Genomic DNA, 24,307 nt, shown 5'->3' with positions numbered 1-24,307 from the left:
GTTTAAAGTTTTGAAAAACCTATAATGAGCTTGAAAAGGATAAGTCATCGGAATTACAATACTTATAGCGTGATATTTAAATCATTACAAAAGATATAATTTTAATATTATCAGCAGGTTGTGCTGAAATTTTACGCGATGTTGTAAATCTCCTCATTTAAGGTTACTGACCATGCAAACCCCTCTCCCAGATTATTTGGCAAATGTTATAGAAGCCTGTGACATCGATAACAGCGGTCATCTCGCCGATTATATTCCTGAGTTGGCAAATGCAAACCCAAATCGATTAGCTTTAGCAATGTCTACGGTAGATGGTGAAATTTATTCGGTCGGCGATGATGATGTTGAATTCACCATACAATCAATTTCTAAACCTTTTGTATATGCCTATGTTTTACAACAGCTTGGCATTGATGCAGTACTTGCGAAAGTAGGGGTAGAGCCTTCTGGTGAAGCCTTCAATGAAATTTCATTGGGTAAAGATGGCCGTCCCAAAAACCCGATGATCAACTCTGGCGCAATTACTGTACATTCCTTGATTCAGGTTAAACATGGTTTGCATAGCGCAGAAATTCTACGCCGTTTTATGAGCGAGCTTGCTGGTCGTGAATTAAGTTTTGATGAGTCTGTTTATGATTCGGAAGTCAAAACAGCCTATCGTAATCTTTCGATCGGTTATATGTTGCGTACGGTGGGGATTTTGGAAACTGATCCTGTCGATATTGTGAATGGTTACATTCGTCAATGTGCGATTATGGTTACAGTTAAAGACTTGGTACGTATGGGCAGTGTACTTGCTAATGGCGGGGTCGATCCTAGAACTGGAAAGCGCCTATTAAATCGATCTGTAGTTAGACAAGTCCTCAGTGTCATGATGAGCTGTGGTATGTACGATGCAGCGGGTGACTGGCTTTCAACTGTAGGTATTCCTGCTAAAAGTGGTGTAGCAGGCGGTATTTTGGGTGTGCTACCGGGGCAGGTCAGTATCGCTGCTTTTTCACCTCGACTAGATGAGCATGGTCATAGTGTTCGAGGTATCGATATTTTAGAACGATTATCTCGTGACATGGGATTACATCTCATGGAAGGTACACCTTCTGCCCAGACCATTGTACAAAGTCATTACCGTACAGGAAAAGATGCATCGTTAAGTGTGTATGTGCTTCGGGGTGTATTGAAATTTACCGAAGCTGAAATGTTGTTGCGTATTTTACAAGATGAGACAACTGACCAAAGCACGATCGTTATTGATTTAACCCAGATTTCACTTATCCACGATGTGGGTAAACGTATGTTTTTAGAAGGCGTAGATCGTCTGATTGATGATGGCCATACTCTTGTTTTAGTCGACCCTGAACAGCGCTTAGATCATGCCAGAACTGGTAAAGATCGAGAACTGCATGTCTATCATGATTTCGATGATTTGCTCGAAAAGCATGACCTACCTGCAAAAAAAAAGACTTATAGCGACATCGCGGCACTTCTAAATTGTTGAGGTGTTTTTCCTAGATGTCGCTTAAACATTGCACTGAACGCGCTGGGGTTTGTATACCCCAGTGATTCTGAAATTTGAGCAATAGATTCACCATTCGCGATTTTACTCAAGGCAAGTGCAATATGCATTTGTTGCAACCATGCCCGATATGACAGCCCAGTTTCTTTTTGGAACATACGCATTAGGGTTCTGGAACTGGCACCAATATCATCAGCCCAATCTGTTAAATCTTTTGAATGGTCAGGAGTATGCAATAACTCTTGGCAAATTTTTAAGAGTCTTTTGTCTTTCGGCCACGGAATCTGAATAGGCAATAAATTGGCCCGATGTATTTCTTCAAAAATCAAAATTTGTAAAGAACGGGAAAGCTCTTGAGAGGTTGCTGTATTTGGAGTTTCCTCACGTTCAATTTCATTTAAACGAATCAAAAGCTCATGCAACAGATTGCTTACCCGAATAATAAAACAATGTTGTCCCATTAAAGCTGCTGCATTTACTTCAACCAATGCCGTATTTAACTTCACGTGACTCAGTGAAATCACGCTGTGCTCTACATGTGCTGGAATCCATAACGCGCACATGGGCGGCACAATCCACACATGATTAGGCGTAAAAACCTGAATAGTTCCAGTAGAGGCATATAAAAACTGCGCACGTGTATGCGTATGGGTAGGGGTGATTTCTCGGTAAGAATGCTCAGAAGATAGTCCAATCACCAGTTCAGATAAATCAGACTGAATAAGAGAATCGGACATAAACTATCCTAAAAATTGTCACTTATACGATGATTATTGGAAGATAACTTTATAAGCGACAATTTACAATAAGCATCTCATTTAAAAATATTGGAGTTTTTCAGGTATGACGTCTTCAATACAATTGAAAGATGGTATTGCCAATACCGTTGCAAATGATCAGCCTCAAGGAATGATTATTAAAATTGTAGGCGCCGTGGCAGTCGCACATTTACTGAATGATTTAATTCAGGCGGTGCTACCAGCCATCTATCCAATGCTAAAAGCAAACTTTTCGCTGAGTTTTGCTCAAGTCGGCCTGATTTCGTTTGTATATCAAATTACAGGTTCACTGCTACAGCCTTGGATTGGACTTTATACCGATAAACATCCAAAACCATATCTACTTCCAGTCGGAATGGTCGTCACATTCTGCGGCATTATCTTGTTAGCATTTTCACCAAGTTTTGCTGTGTTGTTATGTGCATCTGCACTGATTGGGGTAGGGTCTGCAACCTTTCATCCAGAAGCTTCACGTGTGGCACGAATGGCATCGGGTGGGCGCTTTGGTACAGCTCAGTCGACTTTCCAAGTAGGCGGAAACACAGGTACTGCCATTGGTCCATTATTAGCAGCTTTACTCATTGTCCCATTTGGACAGCATGCAGTTGCCGGCTTAGTGATATTTGCACTTTTGGCGATTTGGGTTTTATTTGGGGTAAGCCGTTGGACTGTGAGCCATGCTAAAAATCAGGTAGCTGCACGTGCAACTCAAGCACATACTAAATTGCATGGTCGTAAGCTCATTATTGCTTTGAGCACAATTAGTGTATTGATGTTTGCCAAATTCACCTACATTGCCAGCATTAGTAACTACTTTACTTTTTACTTAATTCAAAAGTTCCATATCAGTATTCAAACAGCTCAATTGCATTTGTTTGCCTTCTTGGCAGCCGTTGCTTTAGGTACATTTGCAGGTGGCCCAATTGGTGACAAAATTGGCCGTAAAGCGGTTATTTGGGTTTCATTTGTTGGTATGGCACCGTTTGCATTAATGATGCCGTTTGCAAACCTATTTTGGACAACAGTTTTCTCAATTATTGCAGGTTTAGTGTTGTCATCGGCTTTTGCTGCAATGGTAGTTTACGCACAAGAAGCTGTTCCGGGCCGTGTGGGTATGATTGCAGGTTTAATGTTTGGTCTGATGTTTGGGGTAAGTGGTATTGCCGCAGCTGGGTTAGGACATTTAGCCGATATTAACGGCATTGAATGGGTATTTGGTTTATGTTCATTGTTGCCATTATTTGGTTTTGCAACTGCATTTTTACCCAACACAAAAGTAAAATAAATGAAAAGACTCTCAGCCATATTTAGCTGAGAGTCTTTTTAATATGAACATAGCCTCATTAGAAAGACTATTTTTGAACACCAAACTTAAATACGGTGACACTGTTATAAGTTTGATTTGGGTTTAAACGTGTAGAAGGGAAAGCTGATTGATTCGGGCTATCTGGAAAATGCTGTGTTTCTAATGCTAGCGCATCTGCTTGTCGATAGAGTACGCCATTTGCACCAGTAACATTTCCGAGTAAATGATTGGCTGTATACATTTGAACGCTTGGTTCAGTGGTTAAAACCTGCATGGTTCGTTTAGATTTTGGGTCAACCACAATAGCTGCAAGATTGAGTTTCCCTTGAGACTTTTGATTAATTACCCAAGTTTGGTCATAGCCATATCCATAGGCCAATTGCTGATTATTCGCTCGAATATCTTTTACGATTGCTTTAGGTGTCCGAAAATCAAAAGGTGTACCTGCAACCGAAGCTATTTCACCTGTGGGTAAAGAGTTTTGATCGGTTACTAATATACGGTCTGCATTGAGTTGTACCACATGATCTAGTACACCATAAGGATTATTGCCAGCGCCTGATAAGTTGAAATAACTGTGGTTGGTGAGATTGACGACTGTCGGTTGATCAGTTTTGGCTTTATATTCGATCTGGAATTCATTTTGATCTGAAAGACTGTAGATCACTTCTACATCTAATTTTCCGGGAAAACCTTGATCACCATTTGGACTGGTTAACTTAAGAGAAGCTTTAACAGTTTCACCTTTAGAAATGAGGGGTTTAACTTGCCAAACACGTTTATCAAAACCGGGATTACCGCTATGTAATGAATTCGGCCCATTATTTTTTTCAAGGTTATACGTTTTTCCATCTAAGTTAAATTTAGCATTACCAATACGGTTCGCATAACGACCAATTAATCCGCCAAAATGAATGCCTTCCTTGGTATCAGTGACTTCATAACCTTTTAGATCATCAAAGCCCAAAACAATATTATTTTGTTTACCTTGTGCATCGGGAGTCAAAATCTGTGTAATTACACCACCGAAGCTAATAAAAGATACCGAGACTCCTTTGTTATTGCTCATGGTGTATAAATCAACTTTTTGACCGTCTTGAGTCGTACCATATGCTTTTACATTTAATGTGGCTGCATTGGTAAGTTGTGCAAAGCTATAAATCGTAATACCTAAAATTACTAATTTTTTCATGTTTATACTCTATTTTTTAATCGTAGGATTGGATGAATATAAGATTGATTTTTCATCTTTTTAAAGAGGTTTTTATTATAGATAGTGTTAATGATGCTTAGTGCCATTAACTCTAAATATTGAACAAACTTGCACAATTTAAGGTTATAAAGAAATTAATCTTATGAGTAAAACTCAACGGTAAGCTATTTTTATGATTCATCCCGACTCGGTTTTAAAATTTTCGCTTGGTCTAAATAGTCTCTCGTTTGATTTAGATAGCCAACACCTTCACCTTGAGCAGGGCTTAGGTTTTATTAATTCAAAAAGTATTAGCAATGGTGTTATTGATGAGCTTGCGATTGAAAAGATGATTTATTTTATTGAAGAAATCATCGAGTCAAAGCCACTCAGAAATCTAAAGATAAGTGGTGTAGCTGTTACGTCTGATGCAGCCATGACACAACTGAGTCAGTTATTTTTTAATGCTAAAAAGCAAATCAGCCGTACTGAGCTTGAGCATGGATTTAATGGTTTTATTGAACGTTTAAGTTACTACACGAATCAAATAGCCCCAGATCAGCTTTATATTTTTACCTACTTTGTATTTGTTCGAGAGATGATGCATCACTTACGAGTTGAGGAAATTCAAATCATTTAATAATTACTTTCTCAATCCGCCAACTCATCAGGTGGCCGACCTGTTTTAACGGCCAAAAATCATTCAGTGATTGGTGGGTTAGGCGAAGCAGTTGGCTCACTACTTCTAAGAAATGGGCAACATCCTCGTTTTGACATGATTGGTTTGCCAGATGCATTTTTAGATGCAGGGGCATTGCCCACTTTGCATGATCGCTATGGTATTTCAACTGAAGCAGTTAAAGAGAAGATTAAGGCACATTTGAAGTAAAAAGATTAAATTTTCAAATTGAAAAGGGCGTGATGGATTTCCTTCACGCCCTATTTTTTAATCAGGTTTATTTATATGAACTTAAACAATCGAATCATCTAAATTCGGCGCTAACCAACGTTTCGCTTCATCCAGTGTCCAACCTTTACGTTTTGCATAATCTTCAAGTTGGTCTTGAGAGATCTTGCCCACGTTAAAGTATTCGCTTTGAGGATGCGAATAGTAGAAACCACTTACTGAAGATGGTGGCATCATTGCAAAGTGTTCAGTCAGTTTAGTACCGATTTTGTCGGTAGAACCTAACCAGTCGAACAACACCGCTTTTTCAGAGTGCTCTGGGCAAGCAGGGTAGCCTGGTGCAGGACGAATACCGACATATTTCTCTTTAATCAGCTCTTCATTGCTGAGCTGTTCGTCAGCTTTATATCCCCAGAACTCTTTACGAATACGTTCATGCAAGTGTTCTGCAAAGGCTTCAGCAAAACGGTCAGCCAGTGATTGAACTAAAATTGCAGAGTAGTCATCACCTTTAGCTTTGTATTCATTTGCCAGTTCTTCTGCACCAAAAATCGATACAGTGAATCCGCCTAAGTAGTCTTGTTGCTCACGGTCATTACGAATGTAATCTGCCAAAGACAAGTTCGGTTTACCTGTCACTTTGTCAGATTGTTGACGTAAGTGCTCAAAAGTATGCGTAACATTTTGACCCGCTTCATCAAATACGCTCACTGTGTCTGCGTCAGTGCGCTGTGCAGGGAACATACCGAATACGGCACGAGCATCAAAACGATTGTTGTCGATAATATCTTTCAACATTGCTTGAGCTTGGTTGTACAAATCTGTTGCAGCTTCACCAACCACTTCATCTTCTAAAATTTTCGGGAATTTACCTGCCAAGCTCCAAGAAATGAAGAATGGTGTCCAGTCAAAATACTCTACAAGGGTTGCAAGAGGGTAGTTAGTGAGAACTTGTGTTCCTAAAAGATTTGGTTTTGGTGGTACATAGCTTTCGTCAATTTTAAAACCGTTTTCAACTGACTCAGCATAGGTCAATTTTGCAGCTTTTGGCTGTTTGTTGGCTAAGCGCTCGCGAATCTTGGCATATTCAGCACGGTGCTCTGCAATAAAGTTTCCACGCATTTCTTTCGAAAGGAGAGTGGTTGCAACACCCACAGCACGTGAAGCATCGGCAACATAAATCACAGCATCGTTTTGGTACTGAGGATCAATTTTTACTGCAGTGTGTGCTTTAGAAGTAGTCGCACCACCAATCAATAAAGGAATGTTAAACCCTTTGCGCTGCATTTCTTTCGCAACAAAGACCATCTCATCTAAAGATGGGGTAATCAAACCTGACAAGCCGATGATGTCACATTTTTCATCAATAGCAGTTTGCAAGATTTTCTCGCAAGGCACCATCACCCCAAGGTCAACAATGTCATAACCATTACAGCCAAGTACCACGCCTACAATATTTTTACCAATATCGTGTACGTCACCTTTAACAGTTGCCATGAGGACTTTACCTTTAGATTGGCTACCTGTTTTTTCAGCTTCAATGTACGGGTTGAGCCAAGCCACAGCTTGTTTCATTACACGTGCAGATTTTACAACCTGTGGTAAGAACATTTTGCCCGAACCGAACAAGTCGCCAACCACGTTCATACCATCCATCAAAGCACCTTCGATTACATCTAAAGGACGTTTGGCTTTGAGGCGAGCTTCTTCGGTATCTTCATCAATGTAAGTTGTAATACCTTTAACTAAAGCATATTCAAGACGTTTTTCGACTGACTCATTACGCCATTCAAGGTTCTCGGCTTCTTTTGTAGCACCGCCTTGTCCACGGTATTTTTCAGCCACTTCAAGCAATTTTTCAGTCGCAGCCTGACCAGACTCACCTTGGTTTTGGTTTAAAATGACATCTTCAACTGCTTGTTTTAGCTCGGCTGGAATATCATCATAAATTGCCATTTGGCCAGCATTCACAATACCCATGGTCATGCCTTGCTTGATGGCATGGTACAAGAACACAGAGTGAATGGCTTCACGAACAGGCTCGTTACCACGGAACGAGAACGAAACATTCGACACACCACCAGAAATCATAGCGTGAGGTAAGTTTTGTTTAATCCAACCTGTAGCCTCAATGAAATCGACCCCATAGTTATTGTGTTCTTCAATCCCTGTTGCAACTGCAAACACGTTCGGGTCAAAAATAATATCTTCAGCAGGGAAGCCAACATCATTAACCAAAATGTCATATGAGCGTTTACAGATTTCACGCTTACGTGCAGCAGTGTCGGCCTGACCTGTTTCGTCAAATGCCATAACAATAATCGCAGCACCATATTGACGGCACAGGCGAGCTTTTTCTACAAACTCGTCATAACCTTCTTTTAAAGAAATTGAGTTAACAACGGGTTTACCTTGTACACATTTTAAGCCAGCTTCAATGATTTCCCATTTTGATGAGTCGATCATGATTGGCACACGTGAAATATCTGGTTCAGAAGCCACAAGGTTTAAGAAATGCACCATCGCATTTTGCGAATCGAGCATCCCTTCATCCATGTTAATGTCAATAATCTGTGCGCCAGCTTCAACTTGTTGCTGTGCAACTTCTAAAGCTTCAGCAAAGTTTTCTTCACGAATTAAGCGTAAGAATTTTTTTGAACCTGTAACGTTAGTACGTTCACCCACGTTCACGAAAAGTGAGTCATCATAAATGTTAAATGGTTCTAAACCACTCAAACGACATGCAGGTACAGTTTCAGGAACTTGACGAGGCGCAATATCTTTTACCGCATTGGCAATCGCGCGGATATGGTCTGGTGTTGTACCACAGCAACCACCAGTAATATTAATTAAGCCGCTTTCTGCAAATTCTTTTAAGAATGCTGCAGTTTGTTCTGGCGTTTCATCATATTCACCAAAAGCATTTGGTAAGCCCGCATTTGGGTGCGCTGAAACAAAGGTATCTGCTACATCGGAAATGGTTTTTACGTGAGGACGCATGGCATCTGCACCAAGCGCACAGTTAAAACCAATCGATAGTAAGTCACCATGACGTACAGAGTTCCAGAACGCTTCCGCAGTTTGACCTGTTAAGGTACGACCCGATGCATCGGTAATGGTCCCTGAAATCATGATTGGTAATTCACGACCAATTTCTTTAAAGACTTCTTTAACCGCAAAAATCGCAGCTTTACAGTTTAATGTGTCAAATACGGTTTCAATCAAAATGATATCTGCACCGCCTTCGATCAGCGCATGAGTCGCTTCAATATAGTTTTCTTTTAGCTCATCAAAGGTGATGTTACGAAAGGCAGGGTCATTTACATTCGGTGAAATTGAACAAGTACGCGATGTTGGCCCAAGCACACCTGCTACAAAACGCGGTTTCTCTGGAGTCGAATACTTCTCACACGCTGCTTTGGCCAAACGTGCTGCTTCACGGTTAATCTCTGGAACAAGATCTTCCATGTGGTAATCAGACATAGAAACACGCGTGCCGTTAAAGCTATTGGTTTCAATAATGTCTGCACCAGCATCAAGATAAGCTTCATGAATACCTTGAATGATTTGAGGCTGGGTCAGAACCAAAAGGTCATTGTTACCTTTTAAGTCATGTGCCCAATCGGCAAAACGCTCACCACGGTAGTCTGCTTCTTCCAATTTATGGCGCTGAATCATGGTACCCATTGCACCATCAATAATCAGAATACGTTTGGCAAGAAGCGCTTTTAGGGTGGCAAGCGTGGACATATAAAACCCCGATATTGTACGAATTTAAAAATGCGGCGCTATTGTAACAGAATAGTTGCGCAATAGATGATCTATGACGACCCACCATTCACCGTAAATTAGTCGTAAAAAAAGTGTTTTCGAACAAAAAGAGGGTGTTTTTTCATCAAATATTCATAAAATGATCATGATATTGAAATATTTCATCTCCAATATTCGATTTTATGACAGTTGTGGTGTTTAAAAAGTAGACGTTTAGGTAATTTTTTAGATATTTTGCTTCAAAAATAGTCATAAAATAGATGGGTGGGGATTTATGTAAATTATTGTATTTAAATAAAAAAATAAAAATCATAGAGGAAAGGTGCATCAAATGAGGTCAAAATGTGAAAAATTGACTTCATCAGGCGCCGCTTTGTCATATAATTGTCATAATTTAATTTAAGAATACAGAGGATTTTTTTATCCTCTTACCGTCTGCATGAATTCTAATCTACCCCCTGTTTCGGATTCAAAACTTGCGGCAAACCTGCAAGTCAAATCGACGAATGTACATGTCCCGACACCTAAATTTTTTATGCCGGTGTTTCTGACGATTATTGTTGCAACACTTATTTATATTGGATTTCAGGTGAGTGCTGATTTAGCACATGTACCACCTTTGAGTCTTTATTCAGTTATTCTTTTATCAACTGCACTCTTGATTGCTTTAGGCTTTGAGTTTGTAAATGGCTTCCACGATACTGCAAATGCAGTGGCAACAGTGATTTACACCAATGCTTTACCAGCACCGGTTGCAGTCATGTGGGCTGGTTTTTGTAATTTCCTTGGGGTAATGGTTGCAAGCGGCGCAGTCGCTTACGGCATTATTGCATTGTTACCTGTTGAATTGATCATGAATATGGGTAGCGGTGCAGGTTTCGCAATGGTTTTTGCGCTTCTTATTGCTGCGATTCTCTGGAACTTGGGTACTTGGTTCTTAGGTATTCCTGCATCTAGCTCACATACCTTGATTGGTTCAATCTTGGGTGTGGGCATTATGAACCATCTATTGAGTGCATCGACTGGCGTAACGACCAGTGGTGTTGATATGGATCAGGTGATTAAAGTCGGTAAGGCATTATTATTTTCACCTTTAATTGGTTTCGCTTTTGCAGCGATTGTATTCTTGTTGGTTAAAACTATTTTTAAACGCCAATTAGAATTATTCCAGCCACCTGAAGGGAATAAACCACCACCAGCAATCATTCGTGCAATTTTGATCTTTACCTGTACAGGTGTGAGTTTTGCACATGGTTCTAATGACGGTCAAAAGGGTATGGGGCTCATCATGCTGATTTTGGTTGGTCTGGTGCCGTTGGCTTATTCATTAAATAAAAATCTTGATACTCAGCAGATTCAATCATTCCATCAGCTTTCTTCTCAAACTGCCGTATTTTTGAATCAAAATCAGCCAGAATTAACCGATGAAAAAGCACGTGTTATTCTGACTAAATATATTCAAACTAAACAGCAAACTCCGGAAGTTGTGCCTGCATTGGCAAGTATGACTGATCACTTGGGTGAGCGAGTTTCTAGCTATAGCAACTTAAAAGATATTCCTGAAGCTGCAATTAGCGAAATTCGTAATGACATGTATTTAAGCACCACGACGTTTAAGCGTTTGGATAAAGCAGATGCTTTACCAAAAATGGATGACTCACAGAAAAAGCTTGTGAAAGAATACCGTAGTAGCTTAGATTCATTCTTACAATACATTCCGACTTGGGTAAAAGTGGCTGTTGCTTTAGCACTTGGTCTAGGCACAATGGTGGGTTGGAAACGTATCGTTGTGACTGTAGGTGAGCGTATTGGTAAGCATCACATGACTTATGGTCAAGGGATGTCTGCTGAGCTTGTTGCAATGAGTACAATTGCAGCTGCTGATGGTTTAGGTATGCCAGTTTCAACAACACACGTTTTAAACAGTGCTGTTGCGGGTACGATGGTCGCGAATAAATCAGGTTTAAACTTTAATACTGTGAAGACAATTCTCTCTGCATGGGTATTTACTCTTCCTGCAACAATCTGCTTGTCAGGTGGTTTGTACTGGTTATTCTTACAGTTTGTATAAAAGCATTTAAAAAATTAAAGCCACTGTTCACAGTGGCTTTTTTATTTGTTTAGTTTTTAAAGTTGAGACTATTTTTCATATACATTCATCTATAAATTAATAGGTTGTTATAGGCCATCAAACAGCTTTATAGATTGGGCTTAAAATTTTATATCAGGATATATTATGAATGCGGTTCAAATAGATCAGCTAAAACAACAATTTCCACTTATTGAAACACTTCAAGCCTATCAAGAAACATTTTGGTTTACACCTCATCGCTATCCTTTAAAAGAAGCTTTAGAAAAAGTTGGACTAACCGCTAAGGATGTAAGTGAAGCAGAAGCAAGACTAGCGCGTTTCGCACCTTATTTGGCAAAAGTATTTCCTGAAACTCAAGCACAACAGGGAAAAATTGAATCAGATATTGTTGAAATTGCTCATATGCAGCAAGCACTTTCTTCAGCAAAACAAGTACAGCTTAACGGAACATTCTGGTTGAAAAAGGATAGTCATCTACCAATTTCAGGCTCTATCAAAGCACGTGGTGGCATTTATGAAGTGCTCACACATGCTGAAAAACTTGCCATGCAGGCAGGGTTACTCAAACCAGAAGATGATTATAGTAAACTCGACCAGGACGCATTTCGAACATTTTTTTCTAAGTATCAAATTGCAGTAGGTTCTACGGGCAACCTTGGGCTTTCTATTGGCATCATGAGCGCCAAACTCGGCTTTAGAGTCACTGTTCATATGTCGGCTGATGCTAGACAGTGGAAAAAAGACAAACTACGTTCACTCGGCGTCAACGTTGTAGAATATGCCAGTGATTATGGAGTAGCTGTTGAAGAGGGACGTAAAGCCGCAGAGCAGGATCCACACTGCTTTTTCATTGATGATGAAAACTCAACAACATTATTTTTAGGTTATGCCGTTGCAGGAATACGCTTAAAACAGCAATTTGAGCAAAAACAAATTAAAGTCGATGCTGAACACCCATTATTTGTTTATTTGCCGTGTGGCGTCGGTGGTGGGCCTGGTGGGGTGAGTTTTGGACTAAATCTGGCTTTTGGTGAGCATGTACACTGTATCTTTGCAGAACCAACACATTCGCCGTGTATGTTACTTGGTGTCCACACAGGTTTGCATGATCAGATTTCAGTCAATGACATTGGCATTGATAACGTTACTGCGGCAGACGGACTTGCGGTAGGGCGTGCTTCAGGTTTTGTCGGGCGTGCTATGCAACAATTAATCGATGGCTACTACACCATTCATGATGAACGTTTATATGAGCTTATTGCGCTTTTAAATCAAACTGAGAATATTCAGCTTGAGCCTTCTGCGGTAGCAGGCATGATGGGACCGTATTATGTACAGACGAGTCCTGATTACTTAGCTTTGCACCAATTTACAGCTGAGCAGTTGCAACAGGCAAATCATGTGGTATGGGCTACCGGGGGCGGCATGGTGCCGCCTGATGAAATGCAAAAATATCTATCACACTTTCAAGATAAATAAAGAAACTTTAGAAAAAAGCCCAATTCTAAGATTGGGCTTTAATCAAATTATCTTTTAGATGATTTTCTAAAAGGCAGTTTCTCGGTAGCAAAACCATAAATTGCCGCAAAAGGCAGGGCAGTTCGTGCTAAATAAGCCACACGCCATAGACCACCATGATTGGCACCTTCCATCATAAGTTCAAGCGGATGGTCTAAGACAGTTTCAGGATTCGCCACAGAAGACTCATTTCTTAAGTCATGAATCCAGAGCGCCGCCATAATGGCATTGGTGGTTTCAGGGCTAAATGCTTCTACATCGAAAAGTTCTGCGCCATTAAAAGCTGCTTTCAATAATGGATTTTTAGTCACTGAGTGAGTCGTTGTCGATGGTGCAATATTAATGCTGACACGTTGTCCTTGATGGCGGGCCAAAATAGCACGCCATTGTTGAATACGTTTTGCCAAAGCATAGTTTGGACCTTGTTCAACCACTAAGCAGTCGGCAATACCATAAGTTTTTCCATTTTCACATGTAATCAAGTCTTGGTATGGCGCTTGAAAAAAACGATTTAGCGAAAGAGCAGAAACGCCTTTTACTGCCAATTTTTGCATTTTTCTGCGGGATTTAAATTTCTCTTGAGCAGCCTCTGCAACTTCTTTTGGTACTGCATAAACATCGGTTGGAGTACACATAAACATAAGGCTTGTATCAGATTTATGCTCGCTCACAAATTGCATGATGCTATCCATTGCCATGGAAACGCGGACATGCTTTTCACCATCTAAATAGGCGATTGCTGCCAAATCTAACTTTTGTGGAAACTGCACCAGCCACTGCGCTATTTCTGGTAATTGAGTCAGTAAATTTGCACCCAGCTTATCTTTTAACTCCGAAGCTTTTGCTGACGAATCAACGGCTTCAACACATGGTGCAATAAGTGTTGCATTCCCTTGTTGAATTGTATTTAGGATTTTGCCCCAGACTCGTGAGTTTGGTAAATCTACAGCAACAATATTTGCTTTCCATTTGGCTAACCAAGGCAGTGGTCCTGCTTCTGAGGCTGCACCAAACAGCACCATCGTACGGTCAGACAAATCGAACCATTCTGGATGAGCAATAGCTTCACGAAGTGCTTTTGCATGACTTGGCTCAATAATACCAGTCTCTTCCCAGCGTTGAATCTGGTCTAATAAGCTTTGTCCACTTAGTTTTTGTCCTTTATAGGGAACATACCATTCAGGTGCTGCGTCACTTTCACCTTTAAGTTTTACTGTATAAAGAGGAGTAGATGAAGCAATATGAACGGCATCTTTTAAAAGGTAGTGTTTACCATCACGATAATAATCAAAAATATGGTGAGCTTTATGCAATCCTTGCTTCGCAATAGTAATTGGGTTGTTGATATTAGAAATCCCTTGTTTAACAAGAGCTTTAAAATATACAGGATAGTTTTTTCGCCAGTTTTTTTCATTCAACACTTGTTGTGCGGTTTTATTATCTACAATAGATAAGGCCTCTGACAAAATCTCTTGGCCTGTAAGAGATGTACTTTGTTTTTTTGTTGAGGCGTGTACCGGAAATTGTAGACCTTCGACTTGACTTGTGCTGGACATAAAATATCTCGTTTATACGACTGGGTTAATATACATGTGTATACATTATCTATGCCAATGAAAGGAAACGAGTGGCAATAACTGACAAAATAATATTGATTATTTATGTGATGAAACGTGAAAGAGAAAGTTATTATGATAAATTCATCTCATTTTGGTCTTAATTTTTTTTCACATTTTTAGAACATTTTTATAGACTTACGTTACATAAATGTTTATTTTGTATTAAGCAAATACATCAGTATTAACCTGAAGGTAAAATGTTCAAAATGTATCAATAATAGAGATACAGAAATGATTAAAAACTAGACTTTTTTCTTAAGCGGTAAGAAAAGTCAAACGGAATAAGAAAGAATTGGGGTGAAACTAGATAGAAGACAACGTAAGATTGTCTTTTAAAAATCTTGGGGATATGGTGATTTTTTTACACCATAATTTTCTAGTTTCATCCCATCTATTTTTGGGCTGGAACCCTCCATTTAGTATTCAATTCATCACTTGATTGAAGCCTATTTCTTTAGAGTAACTTAAAAATTACTCTAAAAGAGGGAATTTCTAACAACGTCCTTTTTTAGCTTGTCCTGGTGGGCAAAAGCCTCCTGGATGTCCGTAATATGGTGAATCTGGGTCAATCACAATACTACCTTCAGGTGTATGGACCGCACAGGCTGATAGTGACATTGTGAAAATTGCTGCGGCACAAAGAAGTAAAGTTTTCATCTTGTTCTCACTTTTTTATCATTCTCACTTGTACTATAAAAATATTTTGATTATTTTTCGATCTAATTTTGGTTAAAAAATATCTTTAATAAGTCTAATTAAGAAGAAATTAAGGAGACCGTAAAATAGTTCGAAATCCAACATGTGTTGCAGCTAAATCAAAATCTTGCGGGTAGCGGCTACTGCTACGATAACGTGAACAATAATTTTGTGCGCAAAGAAAAGATCCGCCCTTAATTACATATTGTGTGCTCGCAATTTGTTGTTGTCGTAAATCAGAATAATTTCCCATATGCTGGTCATGAGCACCTTGATACGGAGATGATGTCCATTCCCATACATTTCCAATCATATCAAATAGTTTGAAATTATTTGGCGTAAAACATCCAACGGGTGCCACATCTTTAAAGTGATCTTGATTTAGGTTTTGAAAAGGGAATTCGCCTTGCCAGTAATTGGCTTGCGGATGTTGATGTTCATCAGTAGGGGCCTGATGTAAAGGGGTATCAGTTTTTGAATTGGCTTTAGCTGCATATTCCCATTCTAGTTCTGTTGGTAAATCACGTCCTAGCCACACTGCATAATGTTCAGCATCATTTTTACTTACATACCTTACAGGCTCATTAGGATTTGCTATAGCTCCAGTACCGCCGTTTGGCGTTTTCCATGTATACCCTGATTTTAGCTGCCACCATTGCTGTGGGTGATGAGGGTCTGGTGAGAAAACAGCAGCCTGTTTTTGTTTTTCGGCATCGGTAATATAGCCAGTTGCTTTTACAAAACTTGCAAACTGAGCGACCGTAACTTCAGTTTGGTCAATCCAAAATCCTTTGACTTCGCGCTGCTTTTTTCCAAAATTAAGTTCATCGGGATAAGCCTTTTCAGAACCAAAGTTAAAATCTCCATCGACAATTAAAACCATTCCTGCTGTAGGCTGTTTGAGCCAACCCTGAGGCAGACCAGTATAGTTTTTACACTTTTCAATAGATCCTAAATCAGCTAAAGATGTTTGCTGTTGCGTCGAAGATGTAGGTTCAGAAACTTTTGAAGATTGGCTACAGCCCGTCATGATAGACAGGCCGATTGTGGTGACTAAAAAAGGTTTCAATTTCATTTGGCGTTATATTCCCGCACACCATTTTTTTCAGTATATTTCTGATAGACTGATAAGAGTTCTTGAACTTTTGCAGGATAAAGCTGAGCAACGTTTTGTCTTTCACCGCGATCTAATTTAATGTTGTATAGCTCCCAAGTCCCTGTGCCTAATTCAGGTCGTCCTTGAAGTGCGATTTTCCATTCACCTTGTTTTGCATATTTGCTGCCATGCAGCTCATCGGCAAAGCTAAAATTTGCAGGGCGAATAGTATCGGTTTTGTTTTCAAGCAAAGGTTTCCATGAAATTCCAGATGGCGTATTAATGGCCCGGCCATTGTATTGACCTTGTGGTACTGGAATATGAGCATATTCTAGTAAGGTAGGGAAAACATCGAGTACAGATGCAAAGCTATGATTTGTCTCTTCCGCTTTTTTCTGATTTGGTAATTTCACAATAGCAGGTGCAGTCGTTGCGCCTTCGCCCGCCGTATCTTTCCATAAGTGGAAAGGTGCCGCACTGACTTCGGCCCAACGTGGCCCAATATAGTGATATGAAGTAGGTGTGCCAACATTGGCTACTGAGTTATCAAAACCAGATTCACTGCCATATCCGCCACGTACAAAACCTTCTGCACCATTGTCTGAAACAAAGAAAATTAAAGTATTGTCATAAAGATTATTTTGTTTGAGATATTGAATAATGCGGCCGACATTGGCATCAAGATTTTCTACCATACCCGCATAGATTTCCATCTTACGAGCTTCTAGTGCCTTTTGTTCGGCTGTTAACTCATCCCATTTCCCATATTTTTGTGGAGCATTTTGAGTCGCAATTGGTTCTGCTGCATCAAAGTTTGTAGGAATAATTCCAAGCTGTTTTTGTCTCGCAATGCGGGCATTACGAATTGAATCGTAGCCTACATCATAAACTCCACGATATTTTTCACGATATTCGGCTGGGGCTTGAATTGGCCAGTGAGGTGCCGTGTAAGCAGCATAAGCAAAGAATGGTTTACCACTATTTTTGCCTGAATCTAAGTAGCTTAGTAATTTATCGGTAAAATAGTTGGTAGAGAAAAAGTCATCAGGCAATGCTGAAATAGGAATAGTTTGCCCATCTTCTGTATAAGTTGAATTTCGTTTAAAGGCACTTGGAGCTTGTTTAAAATGATGGTCTAAACCTTGTAATAAGGTAAATGAATGATCAAAACCTTTAGCATGTGCATTGCTTTCACGGGTTAAGCCTAAATGCCATTTACCACTAATATACGTGCGATAACCATTGTCTTTAAGTACTTGGGCAATCGATAAAGAACGTTCGTTTAAATAGCCCTCATAACCTGGTTGTCCTTTCAAATGCTCTGGTGTGAGTTCAGCCATTGCCCCAATACCAGCTAAATGATGATCAGTACCGGAAATAAGTTGAGAACGTGTTGGCGAACAGGTTGGGGCAGTATGATAATCCGTTAAAAGGCGACCTTCTTGAGCCAGACTATCAATATTAGGGGTGTGAATTTCGCCACCAAAAGCCCCTAAATCTGAATAGCCTAAGTCATCAGCCATAATAAATAAGATATTGGGTTGCTTAGGCGTGCTTACGACATTTTCTTGATTATCGTTGTCATTACATCCAGCCAGAGATAAGCTAAATAAGGCAATAGAAAGGCTAGATAAAATTGCTCTGTACTTCATTGTATCATCTGAATTATTAAAAGAATTCGCATGAGTTTAATCAGATGGTTTTTGCAAACAAAACAACGAATTGATCAAAGAAAATCAGAAAAAAGACTGAGAATTTATGCAGATAAATAAATCAGAAAAAAAGAAAAGCCCATAACGGGCTTTTCTTTGATTTATATCGTTTAGAAAGGAAGACGGGTAAGCTGGTCTAAGAAATGTGGAATAACTTTAGGTTCAAGTAAAATGGTTACGATGATCCCGTAAGCTGCACCCCACAAATGAGCGCTATGGTTGATATGACTATTACCTCGCTTACCAGCCCAAATACTGTACGCCACATATAAAATAGCGAAAATAATAGCGGGTATAGGAATGAAGAATACAAAAATCAGCTTCCATGGCTGAAACAGAATATAAGCAAATAAAACCGCTGAAACAGCACCTGAAGCGCCTAGACTGGCCCAGTTCGCATCATTTTTATGTTGTAAATAGCTTGGCAAAATCGCAAAGATTAAGCCACCTAAGTAAAACAACACAAAACCCATGTCGTAAAAATATTGGCGATAAAAGCTTTCAATAATACTGCCAAAGAAAAATAGGGTAATCATGTTGAAGAGTAGATGTGTTCCATCAGCATGAATAAAGCCATGAGTAATGAATCGATCAATTTGTCCACGTTGCATTGCAGGCGGCCAAAAAATCAATCGGTTCATTACTTTTTGATTGCTAAAAGCAAGTAAAGAGATAATGACCGTAATAATAATAAGAGTAACTGTATGGTTAAACGGCAAATGCAACATAAGAAATATTTAAAAAATGATCAATACTGAGGTCAATAATGCCATTAAAAACTTAACTTGAAACCCTGTTGTGTATAAATCCGACAAATTTAGTTGATTTTTTTTAAATCTACCTCATCTTCGGTTAATATAAAGGCATCAGCTTGAGGAATATTGTTATGTCGACTGAGAACACCAACACTGCTGTTGCAGAAGAAATTCCAAACCTTTTGATTACACCATCTGCACAAGAGTATTTGCACGATTTACTAACGAAGCAAAATACTCCGGGAATTGGCGTTCGAATTTTTGTTGAGCATCCTGGTACGCCACGTGCCGAATGCTGTATGGCATATAGTGCGCCAGAAGAAGTGATTCCAACAGATTATAAACAGGACTATCCTGATTTTCCTGCGTATATTGATGCGCCATCTATTCCTTATCTTTTAGATGCCGTAATCGATTACAACAAGGACCGTTTTGGTGGTCAGCTCACTTTCCGTGCTCCAAATTCTAAAGTTCCACGTGTTGGTCCAGATGCTTCGATTGAAGAACGTATTACTTACATTCTTCAAGCAGAAATTAACCCAGGTCTTGCAGGGCATGGCGGAAATTGTAGTTTGGTAGAAGTACAAGATGATCCAGAACACGGTTTAACTGCTGTATTGAAATTTGGTGGTGGTTGCCAAGGTTGTTCTGCAATCGATGTTACCTTGAAACAAGGTGTAGAAACTACTTTAAGAGAGAACATTCCTGAGCTTCAACGTGTGGTTGACCAAACAGACCATACACAAGCTGAAGGTGCTTACTTCAAATAATTAAATTATTTGAAAAGTAAAATAAAAAAGCCTCGCAATGAGGTTTTTTTATTATTCAATATAAATAATGATAATTATTATCAATATCATTTGTAATTTTATTTATCTTTGTTACAATGCGGAACTGAAAATGAGAGATGTTTAATAAATCAATATATTGGGAATACTTATGTCGAAGCGTATTATCCAGTCAGTGCTTTCTGTTTCAGTACTGGCAAGTATGATGTCTATGGCTTATGCTGCACAAAATGAGCAAGAACAAGCTGAAAAAGCATTAGAAAAGCCTGCTGAACCTGTGAAATTGGAAACAATTTTTGTAACAGCTGAAGAGCAGGTGAAGCAGTCGCTCGGCGTATCAGTAATCACCCAAGAAGATTTAGAAAAACTACCAGTTCGTAATGATATTTCTGATTATGTGCGCCGTATGCCTGGTGTCAATTTAACAGGTAACAGCGCAACAGGGCAGCGTGGCAATAATAGACAAATTGATATCCGTGGAATGGGGCCTGAAAACACGCTTATTTTAGTAGATGGAAAACCAATTAACTCTCGTAATTCAGTTCGTTATGGCTGGAAAGGAGAGCGTGATACACGAGGTGACTCAAACTGGGTGCCAGCAGAAGCAATCGAGTCGATTGAGGTTTTACGTGGACCGGCAGCAGCTCGTTATGGCTCTGGTGCGGCAGGTGGTGTGGTTAACATCATTACTAAAAAAGTGACTAATGAAACCCATGGCTCAGTAGAGTTTTATACATCGCAACCTGAAGACTCTAAAGAAGGTGCATCAAATCGTGTTGGTTTTAACGTAAGTGGGCCACTGATTAAAGATGTTTTGTCTTATCGTTTATATGGTAATTACAATAAAACAGAAGCTGACGATGTTGATATTAATAAATCAATTGGTAGTACCGCAGCTGGGCGTGAAGGCGTTAAAAATAAAGATATTTCAGGTCGTTTAGCTTGGCAGGCAACAGATCAGCAAACTGTTTTGCTTGATGTTTCTTCTAGCAAACAAGGTAATATTTATTCTGGTGACTCTCAGTTAAATGCAAATGCTGAGGCGGATGCGATTCTTTCAGAACTTATTGGTAAAGAAACCAATACTATGTACCGTGATAGCTATGCATTAACACATGAGGGGGATTGGTCTTGGGGTAAGAGTAAGCTCGTTGCTCAATATGACAAAACGCATAATAAACGTCTTCCAGAAGGCCTTGGCGGTAGCACGGAAGGAAAAATTAATAATCTTGATGATAAAGCCACTTCACGTTTGGAAACTCTTCGATTTAATGGTGAAGCCAATATTCCTTTTGAATATTATGTACCGCATGTATTAACACTTGGTACTGAATGGGTTGAAGACAGATTTAAAGATAATGTATCGACAAACCAAGGGAAAGACAGTAGTGGTTCAGGTTATGGCGATCAATTGGCTAAAGGCGATCGCAGTAAAATGGAGTCACGTATTGCTTCTGCATATGTCGAAGATAACTTGAAACTCACAGACAGTACAGATATCGTGTTAGGCCTTCGTTTTGATGACCATAGTAAATCTGGTTCTAACTGGAGCCCAAGCTTAAATATTACCCAAAGACTTAACGATTATTTCACTTTAAAAGGTGGGGTAGCAAAAGCTTATAAAGCACCGAATATGTATCAAAATGCCGAAGGGTATTTATTAAGTACAAATGGTAATGGTTGTCCGGCCAATATTGAGTCACGTTGCTTGTTGCAAGGTAATGGTGATTTAAAACCAGAAACTTCGGTAAACAAAGAGCTTGGTATCCAGTTCCAAAAAGATATCGTGAATGCAAGCTTAACTTGGTTCCGCAATGACTATAAAGATAAAATTGTGGCTGGTACAAATGTGGTTGGAACAGTTGATGGTTCAAGCACGAATACAAATACAGGAGCTGTGACCAATACCAAGTGGAATATCTTACGTTGGGAAAATACGCCTAAAGCATTAATTCAAGGTTTTGAAGGAAGCTTAGGATTAGACTTCGGTGATATCCGCTGGACTAATAACTTTACGTATATGATGGATTCAAAAGATAAACAAACAGGTAATCCATTATCTTTAGTTCCAATCTATACAATTAACTCAATTTTTGATTATGACATCACAGATCAGTTAGATGTAAATTTTGTATTTACTCAATATGGTCGTCAAAAATCACGTCAGTTTGCAGAAAGTAGAATCGAATCTGGTATTGGTTCAGGTGGAGCAAATTCTGCGCTTAAGCCAAGTACTGTAAAAAGCTATAGTACCGCTGGAATCAATGTCGGTTATAAATTTTCAGACAATATAAGTACGCGTGTTGGTGTAAGCAACTTGTTTGATAAACAAATTTTAAGAGACAGTAATTCAATCAGCCAAACTTATAATGAACCAGGTCGAGCTTATTACGCTTCTTTAAAATATTCTTTCTAATCAACACAAATAACAAAGGCGCTTTAAGCGCCTTTGTTATTTAAAATATCTAATGTTTTTTCAGAATAATAAAACTTTTCTAAGTAAACACGGGCACGGCGTCTTAAATGTCCTGTTGTAATTAACTGCTGTAATACAGGCACAAGTAACTTGGTCAGCTCATGTTGTACTAAACCTTCATCAATATTGAGGTCACGAAGTAACAAGTCAAAACTACGCTCCTGATTACGTACATACCAAGTATAGATACCATCATGTACTTGCTGTTTTAGATAATCAGTTTGACGAATGTGGTCCCAGATTTCATGCCCTAAACCAACCGTTTTTGATAAGTCTTGAGTTTCTACATAATTTTTTAAAACAGAAAGTGGCATAGTTTTAACTTTATGCCAAACATTTGCCTGAAAATGGTAGAGCTTATCATTGTCAAAATGTTGGTTTAAAACACGCTCACTCATTTGGCTGAGTTTTAAAATATTCTTTTGCAAATAATGATTAATCGTATCGTCCAGATTTGAATCGGTTACTGTTTCTAAAACAGATTTCCCCATTTTCATAAAACGACCTACACCGGGCACACGTTTTGACATCGATTCATCTAAATAATCATGCATTGTTTGCTGAATCAGTTGCGTGAGCAGGGCCGAAAAAGCAGGGTTATTCACAATCGTTTTAATCAGTTTTTTACGGTGCTGTTCCTTACTTGCAACGTATTGTGCAATTCGGTCAATCGTTAGAACAGGAATAACATCTTCAACAGTTGCGCTTTCATTTGCAGGATGAATCAATGCAAAGCGAATATGCTCAGCAATTTGTTCAATCAGGAAATCAGAAGCAGGCGTATCTAAAATCTGCTTTTGAATGAGCTGTTGAATTTGTTCAAAAGTCCACAGATGTTGTAATTGCCGACTCCCCAACCAATGATAAAATTGCTCAAACTCTTGCTGGATCACCTGAGTCTGAGCAAATTGCTCATCTAAAAAATCTAGATGAGCTTCAATAAGTTTTTCAATAAGTGGTTGGGTAGACATAAGGTCTCACAAGTCCGAAGTTTTATTAAGGTGTGGTCGTTTTTGACGACTGATTTGTTTCTACTTTAAGTAAAAACGGTAGATATTGTTGCATAACCAACTGTTCAGCTTCCAATATTGGCATATGACCTACATTTTCTAAAATAACTGGAGGCTGAGCATTCTTTAAAAGTCGTTTTAGTTCACTTGCTACTTCGACATTAATAATCTTATCTTGTTTGCCCCATAGAATGAGCGTCGGTGCATCGATCGTTTTGGTAAGTACCGCAAAGGAGTCTGGTGTATAGACTTTATTAAGTGCAATCAATTGATCAACCAGTTTTTGTGTTTGAGGTGCCTGATCAATCATCAACTTTTCTTGAGCTTGAAGAAACTCTTTAGGAATAAACGGAGGATTAAACATGGTTTGTTTTAATAAATAATTAAAGTCACCTTTTTTAGACACTAAAAGTTGTTTGAGGTAAGCAGGATCTTTTAAATAAATTGTATTGGCTGAGCGAAAAATACCGCCGCTATCTACTAAAAATAAACTTTTCGTTTCAAATGGATATTGTCCAGCATAGAGTAGGGCAATAGAGCCGCCGAGTGAGTGCCCAGCAATATGAATTGGACCTTTTAAATTTGCAGCCTCAACAAAGCGACGTAACTTTTCAGCAAGATTTGGTACAGAATAATCGAAGTCTTGTGGAACGATAGTTTCACCACTACCCGGTAAATCAGGAATAATGACATGGTAATTTGTGGTGAGATAACGAGCCACTCGGTTCCAGTTATCACGGCTACCCGCTAAACCATGAATAAGGAGTAAAGTCGGTTTTGTTGTAGAGCCGCCTTCGCTATATGACCAAGTCACATCACCGACTTTTAAGCTTTTGCTTTGTAGGCCTGCCCAGCTACGTTCTTGCTGTAATACATTCTGGAATGTCACATCAATATTATCGGCTGCCTGTGTTTGAGAAATAATCATCACTGACAATACGCTACAAGCCAAAGTCAGGGCGGTAGCAGTTTTTTTCATAGAGGCCATAATTGATGTGGACAGCCTTGTCATAGATTTCATCCTTGAAGCTTAAGCGAGTTTGAAAAATTATTGAAAAACTTTGCCAATGAGTCATT

Annotated in this window: 17 protein-coding genes and 1 pseudogene; 8 read left to right on the top strand and 10 right to left on the bottom strand. The window is 39.2% G+C overall.

All coding sequences use genetic code 11. The annotated features are described in order from the left end of the window. The first annotated feature begins 172 nt into the window (after positions 1 to 172). The gene (locus tag MKL51_RS15750) at positions 173 to 1,495 is read left to right on the top strand and encodes a glutaminase (RefSeq protein ID WP_002060167.1); all 1,323 of its coding nucleotides are present in this window, start codon (positions 173 to 175) and stop codon (positions 1,493 to 1,495) included. Here the strand turns inward: MKL51_RS15750 and MKL51_RS15745 are convergent. After that, on the bottom strand, positions 1,462 to 2,250 hold the full coding sequence (locus tag MKL51_RS15745; protein ID WP_005802997.1) for an AraC family transcriptional regulator: 789 nt from the start codon (positions 2,248 to 2,250) through the stop codon (positions 1,462 to 1,464). The genes MKL51_RS15750 and MKL51_RS15745 overlap by 34 nt on opposite strands. Positions 2,251 to 2,356: 106 nt before the next feature. On the opposite strand from MKL51_RS15745, the gene MKL51_RS15740 reads away from it, so the two are divergent. Beyond that, positions 2,357 to 3,577: an MFS transporter gene (locus MKL51_RS15740; protein WP_017481354.1), complete on the top strand. Its 1,221-nt coding sequence runs from the start codon at positions 2,357 to 2,359 to the stop codon at positions 3,575 to 3,577. Positions 3,578 to 3,644: 67 nt separating this feature from the next. On the opposite strand, the gene MKL51_RS15735 is transcribed toward MKL51_RS15740, so the two are convergent. After that, on the bottom strand, positions 3,645 to 4,790 hold the full coding sequence (locus MKL51_RS15735) for an aldose epimerase family protein (protein ID WP_005802994.1): 1,146 nt from the start codon (positions 4,788 to 4,790) through the stop codon (positions 3,645 to 3,647). Positions 4,791 to 4,983: 193 nt separating this feature from the next. Between MKL51_RS15735 and MKL51_RS15730 the strand changes: the two genes are divergently transcribed. Together MKL51_RS15730 and MKL51_RS15725 are read left to right on the top strand one after the other, a co-directional pair. Continuing rightward, on the top strand, positions 4,984 to 5,430 hold the full coding sequence (locus MKL51_RS15730) for a hypothetical protein (RefSeq protein WP_005802993.1): 447 nt from the start codon (positions 4,984 to 4,986) through the stop codon (positions 5,428 to 5,430). A 24-nt stretch (positions 5,431 to 5,454) separates the two neighbouring features. After that, positions 5,455 to 5,679, top strand: a pseudogene (locus MKL51_RS15725) (transketolase family protein); the annotation flags it as partial. 81 nt (positions 5,680 to 5,760) lie between these two features. Here the strand turns inward: MKL51_RS15725 and metH are convergent. Continuing rightward, a complete protein-coding gene (metH, locus tag MKL51_RS15720) occupies positions 5,761 to 9,447 on the bottom strand; it encodes a methionine synthase (RefSeq protein ID WP_005802991.1) in 3,687 nt (1,228 codons plus the stop codon). Between the two features lie 460 nt (positions 9,448 to 9,907). On the opposite strand from metH, the gene MKL51_RS15715 reads away from it, so the two are divergent. Beyond that, entirely contained in the window at positions 9,908 to 11,539 is a 1,632-nt protein-coding gene (locus MKL51_RS15715) for an inorganic phosphate transporter (protein ID WP_270904352.1), read from the top strand. Between the two features lie 165 nt (positions 11,540 to 11,704). Then, the gene (locus tag MKL51_RS15710) at positions 11,705 to 13,039 is read left to right on the top strand and encodes a D-serine ammonia-lyase (RefSeq protein WP_005802989.1); all 1,335 of its coding nucleotides are present in this window, start codon (positions 11,705 to 11,707) and stop codon (positions 13,037 to 13,039) included. 47 nt (positions 13,040 to 13,086) lie between these two features. Here the strand turns inward: MKL51_RS15710 and MKL51_RS15705 are convergent, their stop codons facing one another. The 5 genes from MKL51_RS15705 to MKL51_RS15685 form a co-directional block, all read right to left on the bottom strand. Next, on the bottom strand, positions 13,087 to 14,634 hold the full coding sequence (locus tag MKL51_RS15705; RefSeq protein WP_005802988.1) for a hypothetical protein: 1,548 nt from the start codon (positions 14,632 to 14,634) through the stop codon (positions 13,087 to 13,089). 555 nt (positions 14,635 to 15,189) lie between these two features. Further along, entirely contained in the window at positions 15,190 to 15,354 is a 165-nt protein-coding gene (locus MKL51_RS15700) for a hypothetical protein (RefSeq protein WP_000854552.1), read from the bottom strand. 109 nt (positions 15,355 to 15,463) lie between these two features. Further along, on the bottom strand, positions 15,464 to 16,468 hold the full coding sequence (locus MKL51_RS15695; RefSeq protein WP_005802986.1) for a formylglycine-generating enzyme family protein: 1,005 nt from the start codon (positions 16,466 to 16,468) through the stop codon (positions 15,464 to 15,466). Continuing rightward, positions 16,465 to 18,141, bottom strand: a complete 1,677-nt coding sequence (locus tag MKL51_RS15690) for an arylsulfatase (protein WP_005802985.1) — start codon at positions 18,139 to 18,141, stop codon at positions 16,465 to 16,467. Before MKL51_RS15690 ends, MKL51_RS15695 begins: the two co-directional genes overlap by 4 nt. A gap of 170 nt (positions 18,142 to 18,311) precedes the next feature. Next, complete coding sequence (locus MKL51_RS15685; RefSeq protein ID WP_270904351.1) at positions 18,312 to 18,929, bottom strand: rhomboid family intramembrane serine protease; 618 nt, start codon at positions 18,927 to 18,929, stop codon at positions 18,312 to 18,314. A 158-nt stretch (positions 18,930 to 19,087) separates the two neighbouring features. On the opposite strand from MKL51_RS15685, the gene nfuA reads away from it, so the two are divergent. Continuing rightward, a complete protein-coding gene (nfuA, locus tag MKL51_RS15680; protein WP_002117617.1) occupies positions 19,088 to 19,726 on the top strand; it encodes a Fe-S biogenesis protein NfuA in 639 nt (212 codons plus the stop codon). A 169-nt stretch (positions 19,727 to 19,895) separates the two neighbouring features. Further along, positions 19,896 to 22,160 (top strand): TonB-dependent siderophore receptor, encoded by a 2,265-nt coding sequence (locus MKL51_RS15675; protein WP_017481355.1) that lies wholly within the window; start codon positions 19,896 to 19,898, stop codon positions 22,158 to 22,160. 23 nt (positions 22,161 to 22,183) lie between these two features. Here the strand turns inward: MKL51_RS15675 and MKL51_RS15670 are convergent, their stop codons facing one another. Together MKL51_RS15670 and MKL51_RS15665 are read right to left on the bottom strand one after the other, a co-directional pair. Continuing rightward, entirely contained in the window at positions 22,184 to 23,191 is a 1,008-nt protein-coding gene (locus MKL51_RS15670) for a hypothetical protein (RefSeq protein WP_005802980.1), read from the bottom strand. Positions 23,192 to 23,216: 25 nt separating this feature from the next. Next, positions 23,217 to 24,242, bottom strand: a complete 1,026-nt coding sequence (locus MKL51_RS15665) for an alpha/beta fold hydrolase (protein WP_005802979.1) — start codon at positions 24,240 to 24,242, stop codon at positions 23,217 to 23,219. Positions 24,243 to 24,307: the final 65 nt, after the last annotated feature.

Origin of the sequence: Acinetobacter sp. AOR18_HL, from assembly GCF_027855145.1 — a bacterium.
In the GTDB taxonomy this organism is placed as follows: Bacteria; Pseudomonadota; Gammaproteobacteria; order Pseudomonadales; family Moraxellaceae; genus Acinetobacter; species Acinetobacter pittii.
This window is presented reverse-complemented; position numbering and strand designations above follow the sequence as displayed.